The following is a 14,409-nucleotide window of genomic DNA, read 5'->3' as shown; positions in this document are numbered from 1 at the left end:
GTCGCTGGGTGGGGGAGGGCACGGGTGGCTCCTTGGAGAACGTGGGGGGAGTGGGGGGAATCCGTTCTGAGAGCGCTCTCAGAATGTGAGCGTGCCGTCGCCCTGTCAAGCCTTCGGGGTCGGTGGATGGCTCCCGACTCAACTCGGATGAGGGGGAGTTGGGGTGGGGTGTCAACGCCAGGCGGGGTGGCCCTCCGGCGCGCTGCCGGTCGTCAGCCTGCGCTCGCCCGTGCCGTCCGCGCGCACGGCCCAGACGGCCGGCTTCTCGTACGGGCCACGGACGAAGGCCAGCCAGTGCCCGTTCGCCGACCACGCCGGATCCATCTCGTGGGCGTCGGTCACCACCAGCGGCCGGTCCCCCGACCCGTCCGTGCCGACCAGGCGGATGTCCCCCTTGGTGCTGCCGTCGTACGTCCCCGCCGTGTACGCGAACGTACGCCCGTCCGGCGACCACACCGCGTCCAGCGCCGGGTGCGGCAGACGCGTCACCTGGCGCGGGGCGCTGCCGGGGGCGGACGGGTCCACCACATGGATCTGCCAGTCGTCCGGCGCGACCTCCAGGGAGACGGCGATCCGGGTGCCGTCCGGCGACCAGGCCGGGTCCTCCACCCGCCGCGTACCGCTGGTGAGTTGACGGGACGAGCCGTCGGCGACGTCCACCGCGAACAGCTGCTGCACGCCGTCCTTCTTGCGCAGGACGGCGAGCCGGGTCCCGTCCGGGGACCAGGAGACACGGCCGCCCGCGATCCCGGCGATCCGCCGCTCACCGGAGCCGTCCGCGTTCGCCGTCCACACCGCCGTCCCCTCGGACGACACCCGGGTGAACGCGAACGACCTCCGGTCCGGAGCCCACTGCGGCAGGACGTCACAGGTCCCGTCGGGCAGCAGTCTGCGCGGGCGGTCCGTCGTCGCCGCGCGCACCGCGATCACCCCGTGGCAGGACCGGGGCCAGCCGGGCGCGGTGTCCTCACGTACGAGCAGCGGCGCCGTCGGGAACGCGGCGGGGGACCGGCTCTGGGAGGACGCGCCGGCCTTCGGCTCGTCCCCGGTGCCGGGCGCGCCCTCCCACGGGCGCCAGATCAGCAGACCCGCGGTGGCGGCGACGGCGCACACGAGGAGGGCGGCGCCGACGGCCGAACGCCGGGTCGGGCGCTTCGGGTCGGGCCGCTCGACGGAGGGGGCGGAGGGGACGGTCGGGAGTGATTCCGACCGCGGCTCGGTCAGCGGCAGCGGCAGCGGCGGCGGTAGCGGAGACGTCGGGACAGGCGTCACGGCCTGCGCGGGCCGGGGCTCCGACTGCGGCTCGGGCTGGGACTCCGGCTCGGGCTCCCGCTCTCGCTCCGGCTCCCGCTTGGGCCCCCGCCCGCCGTCCGGGGCCTTCCCGCCGCCCAGCAGCCGCGTCGCCTCGTCCGGCAGCCAGCCGCCGTCCGCGTGGTGCCGGACGGTGAGTGACCGGAGGAAGGCGGTGGGGGTGGGTCTCTGGCGCGGGTCCTTGGAGAGGCAGGCCGCGAGGGAGTCCCGCAGTGACGGCGGGACGGTGCTCAGGTCGGGCTCCTCGTGCACGACCCGGTACAGCCACCCGGCCGACGGGCCGTCGCCGAACGGCGAGCCGCCGGCCGCCTGGGCGAGCACCACCCCGAGCGCGAACATGTCCACGGCCGGGGTGATGCCGCCGCCCGTGAGCTGCTCGGGCGCGAGGTAGCCGGGCGTGCCGACCTGGACACCCGTCTGGGTCAGGGCGGCCGTGCCGTCCAGGGCCCGGGCGATGCCGAAGTCGATGACGCGGGGGCCGTCCTCGGCGACGATGATGTTGGCCGGCTTGAGGTCGCGGTGGACCACCCCGGCCCGGTGGATCGCCTCCAGGGCCTCCGCGAGCCCCGCGGCCAGCACGGTGAGGCTGTCCTCGGGCAGCGCCCCCACCCGGTCCAGGACCGCGCGCAGGGTCGGCCCGGGGACGTAGGCGGTCACCAGCCAGGCGGGGTCGGCGTGGGGGTCGGCGTCGACGACGGGGGCGGTGTGGAAGCCGCCGACCTGCCGGGCCGCCCGCACCTCGCGGGCGAAGCGGCGCAGGAACTCCGGGTCGGTGCTCAGCTCGGGCCGTACGACCTTGACCGCGACCGCCCGCCCGGACCGGGACCGGCCGAGGTAGACGACGCCCATGCCGCCCTGTCCGAGCCGCCCGACCAGTCGGTATCTGCCCTCGCCGACCGACTCCGGGTCGTTCGACTCCAGCGGCTTCACGGTGCCCCCTCGCGCGATGTACCGGGACAGGATCGCGCCTGGTGGGGCGATCAGTCCAGGGTGTGCTCCTCCCAGGTCTCGTCGTCGGGGTCGAACTCGGTGTGCGCGGACTCCCAGGTCGCCGAGGCGAGCTCGACACCCGGGACGGCGCCGAGGAGGGCGACCGGGTCGATGAAGTGGGCGAGGGAGCCGGACGGGTCCACGTCTATGGCCTCGATGGCCTGGGCGCGCTCGTCCTCCTCCAGGTACTCGTCGTCCCGGACCTGGGTGAGGGCGGCGGCCTTGAGCGCGTCCTCGTCGGTGATCTCGGCGACGAGCTCGATGGTGACGCGCACGTAGCGCGGAGCGGACTCGGTGGGGTCGGTGCTGCTGGTCATCCGGGCAGCTTAGGCGACACCGGACGCCCGCGCGTCCTCCGGGAGCCCGTCCCCGTATCCGCCGGAGGCCCTGGGAGCGCTGGGAGCGCTGTCCGAGCCGGTACGGAAGGCGTTCCGGCTCACGGGGCTCAGCCCTGGACCTCGTCGGGCAGGGGCCGGGCCACGACGCTCTGTGGGGCATCCTGGTGCCCGCCGGTGGCCAGGACGCGCACCTCGTCGCGGTCGCTGATCTCGGCGCGGATGATGCCGGTCGGATCGGCGTAGACGGGATGCCCGCCGGGCCCCTTGGCGGCGGTCCGCTCGACGACCACGAGGTCGTCGGCGGGGCCTTCGCCGCCGGAGAACACCAGCTCGTACCTGCGTATGCTCACCCGCCTCATTTTACGCTTCGTACGGTTCCCGGCCTCTGGACGCCTGGGAGGCCTAGGACGCCCGGGACACCCGGAGGTCCTGGTCGCTCACGGCGTCGACCAGCTCGGCCAGGGCGGCGCCCAGGGCCCGTACGCCCGGGCCCGCCGGGCCGCCCGGTTCGGTCATGTACTGGTCGCGGCGGATCTCCACCATCAGGGCGCTGACGCGCGGATCGCGGCCGTAGTGGGCCAGCGGTACGTAGGTGCCCGCGAAGGGACTGTCCGTGCCGACCTCGCCGAAGCCCGCGAATGCCTTCCGGGCCGCCGCGAGCAGCCCGGGCGGCGTGTGGAAGGCGTCCGTGCCGAGACAGACCGGAGGGCGGGGGCCCGCGCCGTGCAGTTCGTACGGGAGGGGCTCCGTCGGGTACGAGTGGACGTCGACGATCACGGCGCGCCCGGCCGCCGCCAGGCGCTCGGCGACCGCGTCGGTCATCGCCCGCGCGTAGGGGTCGAAGTAGCGGCCGACGAGCGGCGCCGGGTCGAAGCCGGCCGGGCGGAGCTCGGCGCGGTGCGTGGTGCGGGTGTACACCGCGCCCATCCCGACGGACAGCATCTCCTCGCGCTCGTCGGGGAACCGCTCGGGGTCGACGACCAGTCGCGAGAGCCGGTTGACGAACCGCCAGGGAGCCGCGCCGGCGTTCGCCCCGGCCTCGGCGGCGATGTCCTCGGTGTACGCGTCGGTGATGTGGTCCAGTTCGCGCGCCAGCTCCTCGTCGCCCAGCACGATGCCCGCCCGCACCTCCGCCGGGACCGTACGGGAGGAGTGCGGCACGTGGAGCAGGATGGGCGATTCCGGCGCGCCCGGGAGGAGCCGGAAGGAGGGGGCGGGCTGCGGCGAACGGTCGGTCATCTGGCCTTTCCTCGGCGTGAGTTCGGGGAGGATTCGGGATGCGTTCGGGGTGAGTGGCGTGGGCGGCGTGGTCGGCGCGGGGGAGCGCGGGGCTACGGCAGCGCCGAGCCGCGCGCCGTGATCCACAGCATGTACCACTCCTCGTGGCTCAGGCGCGGCTCGCCCAGCGCCGCGTCCCGGCAGGCGCGGACGCGGGCCGGGTTGGTGGTGCCGACGACCGGGACCACGCGGGCCGGGTGCCGCTGGAGCCACCACAGGACGACCGTCTCCGGGGTCGTGCCCTTGGCCTCGGCCAGCTCGGCGACGAGGGCGGCGGTGGCGTGCTCCTCGGGGGTCTCCTGCCGGCCGGTGTACCGGCCCTGGGCCAGCGGGCCCCAGGCCTGGAGGGCGATCCCGTGGGCGAGGCAGTGCTCGACCGTGCCCGCGGGGAACCCGTTCGCCGCCGACGCCGGGGTGTTCACGAGTACGCCGTCCTCCAGCCAGTCCCGGCGCAGCAGGCTCATCTCCAGCTGGTCGGCGGTGAGCGGCAGGCTCAGGTGCTCCTGGAGCCGGGCGATCTGGGGCGCGTTCATGTTGGAGACGCCGAACCGGCGGACCAGGCCCTGCCGGTGGAGCGACTCCAGGGCCTCCGCGACCTCGGCGGGGTCGGCGAGCGGGTCGGGCCGGTGCAGGAGGAGCACGTCGAGGACGTCGGTACGGAGGCGGGTGAGGCTCTCCTCGACTCTCCGCACGATGGTGTCGCCGCGCAGGTCGTACATCCCCGGCCGTCCGCCCTCGGCGAGCCGGATGCCGCACTTCGACTGGAGGGTGATCCGCTCGCGCAGGCCCGGCGTGCGGGCCAGCACCTCGCCGAAGACGGCCTCCGCCTTGCCGTGCCGGTAGATGTCGGCGTGGTCGAAGGCGGTGATGCCGCTGTCCAGGGCGGCCTGCACGGTGGCCTCCGCCGCGTCGAGGTCGGCGGCGGTGTAGGGGCTCGGGTCCCAGCTCCCGCCGAGGCCCATGCAGCCGAGGACGAGGCGGTCGGGGCGGGGGGAGGTCTGATGCGCGGTCACCGGGCCAGCCTGCCACAGGCCGTTCGCCATCCCCCAAGCCGTTCACGCCCCCCCATCCCCCCGTCCCCCCCACCCGTCCGGCCGGGCCGCTCAGCTGGGCCGGACGGGCGTCTCGGCGTCGCGCTTCAGCGCGGCCTCGCCCTCGGTGTCCAGGTGCGGGAGCACGCGGTCGAGCCAGCGCGGAGTCCACCAGGCGCGGGCGCCCAGCAGGGTCATCACCGCGGGGACCAGGAGCAGGCGCACGATCGTGGCGTCGATGAGGACGCTCGCCGCGAGGCCGAGGCCCAGCATCTTGACGACGATGTTGTCGGAGACGATGAAGGCCGCGAACACGCTGACCATGATCAGCGCGGCGCAGGTGATCACCCGGGCGGTGATCTCCAGCGCGTGCGCGACGCTCGCCTTGGAGTCGCCGGTGCGCAGCCACGCCTCGCGCACGCGGGACAGCAGGAAGATCTCGTAGTCCATGCTGAGGCCGAAGACGATCGCGAACATCATCATCGGTACGTAGCTCTCGACGGGCACCTTGCCGGAGACGCCGAGCGCCGGACCGCCCCAGCCCCACTGGAAGACGGCGACGACCACCCCGTACGAGGCGGCGATCGACAGCACGTTGAGCACGGCCGCCTTGACCGCGACGAGGAGTCCGCGGAACACGGTCAGGATGACGAGGAAGGCGAGTCCGACCACGACGGCGATGATCAGCGGCAGGCGGCTGGAGACGATGTCCAGGAAGTCGACCTGCGCGGCGGTGGTGCCGGTGACGTAGGTCTGGGCGTCGGTGCCGGCGACGGCCTGCGGGAGGACGTCGTCGACGAGGTGGTCGGTGAGCTGGGTGGTGCGCTCGTCCTGCGGGGCGGCGACCGAGTAGGCCGTGCCGACGAGCACGTCACCGTCGGAGGTGGTCTTCAGCGGCGTGATGGACGCCGCGTCGGGGACGTTGGTGAGCGCCTGCTGGAGTTTCGTGGCGAGCGCGGCACGGTCCGCCTGGGGCACGGACGTCTGGTCCACGACGAGGGTCAGCGGCCCGTTGGCCCCCGGTCCGAAGGCGGTGGAGATCAGGTCGTAGGCGCGCCGGTCGGTGAAGGACTTGGGGTCGGCGCCGTCGCCGATGTGCCCGAGCTGGATGAAGAACAGCGGGATCGCCAGGATGACGAGGGTCACGACTCCGCAGGTCAGGAAGGACCAGGGGCGCCGTTCGACCCGCTGGGCGTAGCGGTGCCAGGTGCCGTGCGCGGTGGCGCCCGGCTCGGCGTCGGTCTCGGCGACGGGCTTGCGGACGTGGTAGCGGTCGATGCGGCGGCCGACGAGGCCGAGCATGGCCGGGACCAGGGTCAGTGCGGCGAGGACGGCGGTGACCACGGTGAAGGCCGCCGCGAGCCCGAGTTTGCCGATGAAGGTGACGCCGGAGACCCACAGGCCGGACAGGGCGATGATGACGGTGCAGCCGGAGACCAGGACGGCCCGGCCGCTGGTGGTCGTGGCGAGGCCGGCGGAGTCGGCGGGATCGTGCCCGTCCATGAGGTTCTGCCGGTGCCGGGTGATGAGGAAGAGGGCGTAGTCGATGCCGACGCCCAGGCCGATCATGGTGGCGAGGGTCGGTGAGACGGTGCCGAAGGTGAACGCCGCCGCCGTCAGGCCGAGCAGCGCGAGCCCGCAGATCGCTCCGATCAGGGCGGTGACCAGCGGGAGGACGGCCGCGATGACGCTGCCGAAGCCGATCAGGAGGACGACGATGGCCACCGCGAAGCCGATGGCCTCGCTGGTGCGGTCGTCGGGGGCGGGCCTGGCCAGTTCGCCGAGCGTGCCGCCGTACTCCACGGTGACGCCCGCGTCGCGGAGCGGCTTCACGGCCGTGTCGACGCCGTTGAGGTAGTCGGTGCCGAGGGTGGACGGCGGGACGCTGAACCGCACGGTGATGTACGCGGTCTTGCCGTCGGTGGACAGCGGCCCGGTGTCGGGCACCGAGGACGGGGTCGTCGGCGGGGGCGTGCCGGGCGGTGGCAGCGGGTTCTGGGCGCTGAGCACGTCGGGCAGCTTCTGCAGCGAGGCGACCGCCGAGTTCATGGCGGACGCTTCGTCGGTGAGCGGCTGCGAGGGGTCGTTGAGCACGATCTGGGCGCCGTATCCGCCCGCGGTGGGGTCGTGCGCCTCCAGGACGGCGAGGCCGTCGGCCGACTGCACACCAGGCAGGGTGAAGTTGTCGGAGTACTGCCCGCCGACGGCCCGGTTGACGAACTGCAGACCCACGAGGGCCGCCAGCCACAGCACGATGACGACGACGAAGCGTCGGGCGCACCAGTGCCCGAGCCGGTACAGGGCACTCTTACGCGGTGCGAGCCCGCTCGTGGCGGGGTCCTTTGCGCTCATGACGTGGGCCACGTTCCGGTAGGGGAGTCCCCGAGCGGAGGCTGCGGCTTCAGCACGTCCTGCCGTACGGCCTCCCAGGCTCCTGCCTCCTCAGCCAATTGTTCGCCCTCGCCGAAGGGTCGGCATCTCGGGCCCCGGAGGCGTGCCGGCTCGGGCCCGGGAGGCCCGCCGGCTCACGGCCGGTCGGGCCCCCGGAACGGCAGCGTCTGGCTGTAGACGACGCTGGTGGTCGTGGAACCGAAGCCGGCCAGCTCGTCCATGAGCGCCTCCAGGTGCGCCATCGAGGTGGCGGCCACCTTGAGGGTGTAGCAGTCGTCGCCGGTGGTCCGCAGGCACTCCAGGATCTCCCGCCGCTCGGCGAGCAGGCTGCGCAGCGGCTGGTGGCGGTTGCCGGGGTACTTCAGGCGGACGACGGCGAGCACCGGATAGCCGACCTTCGACAGGTCGACCGTCGCGTGGTAGCCGGTGATGACCCCCAGGGCCTCCAGCTGGCGCACCCGCTCCGTGGTGGCCGAGGGGCTGAGGCTCACCCGGCGCCCCAACTCGCTGAGCGAGAGCCGGGCTTCCTGCTGCAACTGGGCGATGATCGCCCAGTCGACGTCGTCGAGATTCGCGGTCATGGCGTGACCCTACCGGGAAATCCACGGGAGAAGGCCCCCAGCGCGGGGAGAATGATCTTCAGTTGTCCATGATCGCCGGGATAGCCTCCGGACATGCAACTAGGCGTCAACGTGCCGAACTTCGGCCCCGGGACCGATCCCGGAATGCTGCGCGACTGGGCCCGGGTCGTCGAGGGTCTCGGCTTCGACCTGCTCATGCTCTCCGACCACGTGGCCGTCACCCCGGACGTGGCCGAGCGCTACCCCGAGCCGTTCTACGAGCCGTTCACCACGCTGTCCTGGCTGGCCGGCGTCACCACCCGGGTACGGCTCGGCACCACGGTGCTGATCCTGCCCTACCGGCATCCCCTCCTGGTGGCCCGCATGGCCGCCAACCTGAACGCGCTCAGCGACGGGCGCCTCGTGCTCGGCGTGGGCGTCGGCTGGGCCCGGCAGGAGTTCGAGGCGCTCGGCGTCCCGTTCGCCCGGCGCGGCCGCGTCACCGACGAACACCTCGCCGCCCTGCGCGAGGCCGGCATCGGCCCCGTACCCCTGTGGGTCGGCGGCAACAGCGAGGCGGGCATCCGTCGCGCCGTCCGGTTCGGCGACGCCTGGCACCCGCTGCGGGGCACCCTGCCCTGGATGCGTGCGGTGGTGCGGAACAACGCGCTGCCGGGCTTCGCGCCCCGCATCGCGCTGCGGCTGACCGACGCACCCGTCGACGACCCCGAGCGGCTCGCCGGGGTCGGCACCCTCGACCAGGTCCTCGGCGACCTCGAACAGCTCCGCCTCCTCGGTGCCGAGGCCGTCGTGCTCGACCCTTACCACGGAGACCCCGAGGCCACCCGCCGCCCGCACACCGCATGGCGGGACCTCACCACCCTTGCCGCACACCGGAGGACAGCACCGTGATCAGCCCCGCCGACGAGAAGCTGCTGCGCCACGCCGTCGACCTCGCCGCCCGCGCCGTCACCCTGGGCGACGCGCCCTACGGCTCCCTGCTCGCCGGACCCGACGGCACCGTCCTCGCCGAGGCCCACAACACGGTGCGGCGCGACGACGACATCACCGCCCACCCCGAACTCAAACTGGCCCGCTGGGCGGCGAGCGAACTCGCCCCGGAGACGGCCGCCCGCACCACCCTGTACACCAGCTGCCAGCCCTGCGGCATGTGCGCGGGAGCCCTCGTGCGCTCCGGCATCGGCCGGGTCGTCTTCGCGCTCGCCACGGAGCAACTGATCGAGCTCAACCCGGAGTCGGGCGCCCGGCCGACCGTCCCGCAGGACGGCCCGGCCCTGTTCGACGAGGCCCGCCGCCCCATCGAGGCCTACTACGGGGCGAAGGGCTGACCTCCGAACCACCCACCGGAAAACCGTTGTTCCCCCGGGCCCGCTTCTCCCTAGACTCCCCGAAGCGGGCCGACAGGTCCGACACGTCACCACCGCAGAGCCACGAAGGGAGCCGACCATGCGTGCCGACAGCACCGCCACCGCCGCCGTCGTCTCCCGTGCCCGGTACGACGTGATCCTGGCCTCTTCGTCCGTCCGGTGCCGGCTGCGCGGCCGGCACCGCTGACCCGCGACGACGACGGATCCACGCACCTCTTCCTTTCGTTCCGTGTGCCCACGTCACGGGAATCGCGCTGCCGGCAACCGCTTCGCACGCGAAAGACCACCACCATGCGTACCACCCGTATCGCCCGTACCGCTGTCCGCAACCTCGGCATCCTGGCCCACGTCGACGCCGGCAAGACGACCCTCACCGAGCGGTTCCTCTACCTCACCGGCGCCGTCCACAAGCGCGGCGAGGTCCACGACGGCACCACCGTCACCGACTTCGACCCGCAGGAACGCGACCGCGGCATCACCATCTCCGCCGCGGCCGTCAGCTGCGACTGGGCAGGCCACCGGCTGAACCTCATCGACACCCCCGGGCACGTCGACTTCTCCGACGAGGTCGAACGCGCCCTGCGCGTCCTCGACGGCGCCGTCGCCGTCTTCGACGGCGTCGCGGGCGTCGAGCCGCAGAGCGAGTCGGTGTGGCGCCAGGCAGACCGGCACGGGGTCCCGCGCATCGCGTTCGTCAACAAACTGGACCGCGCGGGCGCCGACCTCGACACCGCCGTGCACTCCCTGCGCACCCGGCTCGGCACCGTACCGCTACCCGTCCAGCTCCCCATCGGCCGCGAAGCCACCTTCACCGGCGTCGTCGACCTGGTCCGCATGCGGGCGTACGCGTGGCCCGACGGAGCCGACACGTACACCGAGGGCCCCGTGCCCGCGGACCTGCGCGACGAGGCCGTACGCCGTCGCCGGCACCTGACGGAGACGGTCGCCGAACTGCACGCCGCCGCCCTGGAGGAGTACTGCGAGCACGGCACGCTCACGGACGCCACCCTGGCCGCCGCGCTGCGGGACCTCACCCTCTCCGGCGAGGCCGTCGTCGTGCTCTGCGGCTCCGCCTACCGCAACCGCGGGATCGAACCGCTCCTCGACGCCGTCGTCGCCTACCTGCCCGCACCGACGGACCTGCCGCCGGTCCGCGGCGACCACCCCGCCGACCCGGAGGCGCCGTTCACCGCGCTCGCCTTCAAGGTGAGCGCCACACCCACCGGCCGCCTCACCTACCTCCGCGTCTACGCGGGAACGATCCGAAAGGGGGACACCGTGCTCGACACCGCCGCGCGCCGCACCGAACGTATCGCCCGGATCCTGCGGGTCCAGGCCGACCGGACGACGGAGGCCGACCACGCCGAGGCCGGTGACATCGTCGCCGTGGTGGGACCCAAGACGGCCCGCACCGGCGCCACGCTCTGCGCCCCCGACGCGCCGATGCTGCTCGAACCGCCCGTCTCCGCCGACCCGGTCGTCTCCGTGGCCGTCGAGGCCCGGCGCGCCCTCGACACCGAACGGCTCGCCACCGCGCTGGCCCGCCTCGCCGAGGAGGACCCGTCGCTGGTCGTGCGCACCGACCCGGAATCGGGCCAGACCGTCCTGTCCGGCCTCGGCGAACTGCACCTGGAGGTGGCGGTCGAGCGGCTGCGCCGCGCCCAGGGCCTGGAGGTCACGGTCGGGCGGCCCCGCGTCGCGTACCGGGAGACCGTCACCCGGGGCGTCACGGGTCTCGCGTACCGGCACGTCAAACAGGACGGCGGCGCGGGCCAGTTCGCCCAGGTCGTCATCGACGTCGAGCCACTGGAGGCAGGGGAGGAGGCGGACCGGCAGGGGGCCGGGACGGCGGAGTTCGTCTTCCGCTCGGCCGTCACGGGCGGGCGCGTCCCGCAGGAGTTCGTCCGCGCGGTGGAGGCCGGCTGCCGCGACGCCCTTGCCGAGGGCCCGCTCGGCGGACACCCCGTCACCGGCGTCCGCGTCACGCTCACCGACGGGGCGACCCATGTGAAGGACTCCTCCGAGCTCGCCTTCCGGGCCGCCGGCCGCTTCGCCCTGCGCGAGGCGCTCCGCACGAGCGCGATGACGCTCCTCGAACCGGTCGCGGAGGTCACCGTGACCGTGCCCGACTCGGCCGTCGGCACGGTCCTGGGCGACCTGTCCGCCCGGCGCGGCCGGGTCACCGACTCGACCACCCGGGGCGGTACGGCGGTCCTGACGGCGACGGTCCCGCTGGCCGAGCTCTTCGGCTATGCGTCCCGGCTCCGCGGCCGCACCCAGGGCCGCGGCACCTTCACGACCCGCCCGGCGGGCTACGCCCCGGCCGGCTGACCGACGCCGGGAGCCCGGCCCGACGCCCTGGGGCGTCGGACCGGGCTCCGAGGTGGTGCGGGGCGGTACGGGGTCAGTCCGTGCCGGACTCCATCGCGGCGCGGTCGAGCAGCTCGTCCTCGGCCGAGACCTCGCCGCGCGAGGCGATGGCCTCGGCGCCGCCTTCGGGCATCTCCGGCATGGTGCCGATCAGGCCGGTCGCGGCGGCCTGGGCGGCGCCGATCGCGGGGCTGCCGCCGCCGATCAGGCCGAGGCCGACGTACTGCTCCAGCTTGGCGCGCGAGTCGGCGATGTCGAGGTTGCGCATGGTGAGCTGGCCGATGCGGTCCGTGGGGCCGAAGGCCGAGTCCTCGGTGCGCTCCATGGACAGCTTGTCCGGGTGGTAGCTGAAGGCGGGGCCGGTGGTGTCGAGGATCGAGTAGTCCTCGCCGCGCCGCAGCCGCAGGGTCACCTCGCCGGTGACGGCCGCGCCGACCCAGCGCTGGAGGGACTCGCGGACCATCAGCGCCTGCGGGTCCAGCCAGCGGCCCTCGTACATGAGCCGGCCGAGGCGGCGGCCCTCGTTGTGGTACTGGGCGAGGGTGTCCTCGTTGTGGATGGCGTTGACGAGGCGCTCGTACGCGGCGTGCAGCAGCGCCATGCCGGGGGCCTCGTAGATGCCGCGGCTCTTGGCCTCGATGATCCGGTTCTCGATCTGGTCCGACATGCCCAGGCCGTGGCGGCCGCCGATGGCGTTGGCCTCCATGACCAGGTCGACGGCGGAGGAGAACTCCTTGCCGTTGATGGTGACCGGGCGGCCCTGGTCGAAGCCGATGGTCACGTCCTCGGCGGGGATCTCGACCGACGGGTCCCAGAACCGGACGCCCATGATCGGCTCGACGGTCTCGACGCCGGTGTCCAGGTGCTCCAGGGTCTTGGCCTCGTGGGTGGCGCCCCAGATGTTGGCGTCGGTGGAGTACGCCTTCTCGGTGCTGTCCCGGTAGGGGAGGCCGTGGGCGAGGAGCCACTCCGACATCTCCTTGCGGCCGCCGAGCTCGGTCACGAAGTCCGCGTCGAGCCAGGGCTTGTAGATCCGCAGGTGCGGGTTGGCCAGCAGGCCGTAGCGGTAGAACCGCTCGATGTCGTTGCCCTTGAAGGTCGAGCCGTCGCCCCAGATCTGGACGTCGTCCTCCAGCATCGCCCGGACCAGCAGCGTGCCGGTGACGGCACGGCCGAGCGGGGTGGTGTTGAAGTAGGCACGGCCGCCGGAGCGGACGTGGAACGCGCCGCAGGCGAGCGCGGCCAGGCCCTCCTCGACGAGCGCGGCCCGGCAGTCGACCAGACGCGCGATCTCGGCACCGTAGGCCTGGGCGCGGCCGGGCACCGACGCGATGTCGGGCTCGTCGTACTGGCCGATGTCGGCCGTGTAGGTGCAGGGCACGGCGCCCTTGTCGCGCATCCACGCGACCGCGACCGAGGTGTCGAGACCGCCGGAGAAGGCGATGCCGACGCGCTCGCCGACCGGGAGGGAGGTGAGGACCTTAGACATGGCAATATTATGCATCAAGACGCATGGTCATGCAAAGCCGGTCTGGAATCCCGCCCTCCGGCCCGTCGCGCCCCGGGCGCCCGCCCCGGCCCCGGCCCGTCGCCCCGCCCGCCCGCTCCCACTGTCCGGAAAGCAGGGGTGCGGCTGGTGCGCCGCCTCGTGCCTCCCCGATAGTCGTCGACGGGCAGCAGCGCCCGACCCGACGGACTGGGGAGCACGTGGACGCACAGGACGCGCGACAGCAGGTCATCACCTCCGTGGACGGGCGCGGCGGCGCGGACCCGGCCGCCGGCCCTGCGCGCCGCCTCAGAGCGACCGCGGTCGGCGGCGTGGCCGTGCTGCTGTGGGCGTCGCTCGCCCTCTTCACCACGCTCACCGGGCGGATCCCGCCGTTCCAGCTCACCGCCATGGCCTTCGCCGTCGGCGGGCTCATCGGGCTGCCGCGGGCCCTGCGCGGCGGGGCCGCCCTCGCGCGCGGGCTGCCGGCGGGCGCCTGGGTGCTGGGGATCGGCGGCCTGTTCGGCTACCACTTCTTCTACTTCCTGGCCCTGCGCAACGCCCCGCCCGTCGACGCCGGCCTCATCGCCTACCTGTGGCCGCTGCTGATCGTCGTGCTCTCCGCGCTGCTGCCGGGCGAGCGGCTGCGCTGGTGGCACACGGGCGGCGCGGTGCTCGGCCTCGGCGGCACCTTCCTGCTCGTGACCGGCGGGCAGGGCGTGCACTTCCGCGGCGAGTACCTGCTCGGCTACGTCGCCGCCGCCGTCTGCGCCGTGGTCTGGTCGGTGTACTCGGTCGCCAACCGGCGCTACCCGCAGGTCCCGACCGACGCGGTGGCCTTCTTCTGCCTGGCCACCGCCGCGCTCGCCGCCGTCGCCCACCTGCTCTTCGAGACCACCGTCCGGCCCGAGGGCTGGCAGTGGCTCGCCGTGCTCGCCCTGGGCGTCGGACCGGTCGGCGGGGCCTTCTACGTCTGGGACCACGGCACCAAGCACGGCGACATCCGGCTCCTGGGCACCGTGTCCTACTTCGCCCCGCTGCTGTCCACCGGTCTGCTGGTCGCGACGGGACGGGCCGGAGCGAGCTGGCCCGTCGCCGTCGCCTGCGTGCTGATCACCGGCGGCGCCATGCTGGCCTCGGCCGAGGCCCTGCGCGCCGCGCGCCGCCGGCCCTAGGTGTATTGATCACGAGCGTTGTTGACACTGGTCTGGTCTTGAACATGGCGAAGACCTCCGGTGTGGTGGGAGCTGTCTAGGAACTCACCGC

Annotated in this window: 12 protein-coding genes; 4 read left to right on the top strand and 8 right to left on the bottom strand. The window is 73.6% G+C overall.

Features of this window, described 5'->3' with window-relative positions; all coding sequences use genetic code 11:
* Window positions 1-171: 171 nt before the first annotated feature.
* The 7 genes from ACZ3ZE_RS11395 to ACZ3ZE_RS11365 form a co-directional block, all read right to left on the bottom strand.
* A complete protein-coding gene (locus ACZ3ZE_RS11395; RefSeq protein ID WP_467258614.1) occupies window positions 172-2,241 on the bottom strand; it encodes a protein kinase domain-containing protein in 2,070 nt (689 codons plus the stop codon).
* Window positions 2,242-2,291: 50 nt separating this feature from the next.
* On the bottom strand, window positions 2,292-2,618 hold the full coding sequence (locus ACZ3ZE_RS11390) for a hypothetical protein (protein WP_361167613.1): 327 nt from the start codon (window positions 2,616-2,618) through the stop codon (window positions 2,292-2,294).
* A 128-nt stretch (window positions 2,619-2,746) separates the two neighbouring features.
* Complete coding sequence (locus tag ACZ3ZE_RS11385; RefSeq protein ID WP_361167616.1) at window positions 2,747-2,998, bottom strand: DUF6296 family protein; 252 nt, start codon at window positions 2,996-2,998, stop codon at window positions 2,747-2,749.
* Window positions 2,999-3,041: 43 nt separating this feature from the next.
* Window positions 3,042-3,878: an N-formylglutamate amidohydrolase gene (locus ACZ3ZE_RS11380; RefSeq protein WP_467258611.1), complete on the bottom strand. Its 837-nt coding sequence runs from the start codon at window positions 3,876-3,878 to the stop codon at window positions 3,042-3,044.
* Window positions 3,879-3,970: 92 nt separating this feature from the next.
* The gene (locus ACZ3ZE_RS11375; protein ID WP_467258608.1) at window positions 3,971-4,930 is read right to left on the bottom strand and encodes an aldo/keto reductase; all 960 of its coding nucleotides are present in this window, start codon (window positions 4,928-4,930) and stop codon (window positions 3,971-3,973) included.
* A gap of 90 nt (window positions 4,931-5,020) precedes the next feature.
* Entirely contained in the window at window positions 5,021-7,300 is a 2,280-nt protein-coding gene (locus ACZ3ZE_RS11370; protein ID WP_361625937.1) for an MMPL family transporter, read from the bottom strand.
* A gap of 173 nt (window positions 7,301-7,473) precedes the next feature.
* A complete protein-coding gene (locus ACZ3ZE_RS11365; RefSeq protein WP_361167628.1) occupies window positions 7,474-7,920 on the bottom strand; it encodes an Lrp/AsnC family transcriptional regulator in 447 nt (148 codons plus the stop codon).
* Window positions 7,921-8,013: 93 nt separating this feature from the next.
* Between ACZ3ZE_RS11365 and ACZ3ZE_RS11360 the strand changes: the two genes are divergently transcribed.
* The 3 genes from ACZ3ZE_RS11360 to fusA all read left to right on the top strand — a co-directional run bounded on the left by ACZ3ZE_RS11360 (window position 8,014) and on the right by fusA (window position 11,618).
* A complete protein-coding gene (locus ACZ3ZE_RS11360) occupies window positions 8,014-8,811 on the top strand; it encodes an LLM class flavin-dependent oxidoreductase (protein WP_363291711.1) in 798 nt (265 codons plus the stop codon).
* Complete coding sequence (locus ACZ3ZE_RS11355; RefSeq protein ID WP_467258605.1) at window positions 8,808-9,248, top strand: nucleoside deaminase; 441 nt, start codon at window positions 8,808-8,810, stop codon at window positions 9,246-9,248. The genes ACZ3ZE_RS11360 and ACZ3ZE_RS11355 overlap by 4 nt, the downstream gene beginning before the upstream one ends.
* A gap of 330 nt (window positions 9,249-9,578) precedes the next feature.
* Window positions 9,579-11,618, top strand: coding sequence for an elongation factor G (gene fusA / locus ACZ3ZE_RS11350; RefSeq protein ID WP_467258602.1), 2,040 nt, complete (start codon window positions 9,579-9,581; stop codon window positions 11,616-11,618).
* A gap of 73 nt (window positions 11,619-11,691) precedes the next feature.
* On the opposite strand, the gene argG is transcribed toward fusA, so the two are convergent.
* Complete coding sequence (gene argG, locus ACZ3ZE_RS11345; RefSeq protein ID WP_361167639.1) at window positions 11,692-13,146, bottom strand: argininosuccinate synthase; 1,455 nt, start codon at window positions 13,144-13,146, stop codon at window positions 11,692-11,694.
* A gap of 218 nt (window positions 13,147-13,364) precedes the next feature.
* Between argG and yddG the strand changes: the two genes are divergently transcribed.
* Window positions 13,365-14,318 (top strand): aromatic amino acid exporter YddG, encoded by a 954-nt coding sequence (gene yddG, locus ACZ3ZE_RS11340; RefSeq protein WP_442304953.1) that lies wholly within the window; start codon window positions 13,365-13,367, stop codon window positions 14,316-14,318.
* The last annotated feature ends 91 nt before the right edge of the window (window positions 14,319-14,409 follow it).

This window comes from Streptomyces sp. NPDC023157, from assembly GCF_055560575.1.
This window is presented reverse-complemented; position numbering and strand designations above follow the sequence as displayed.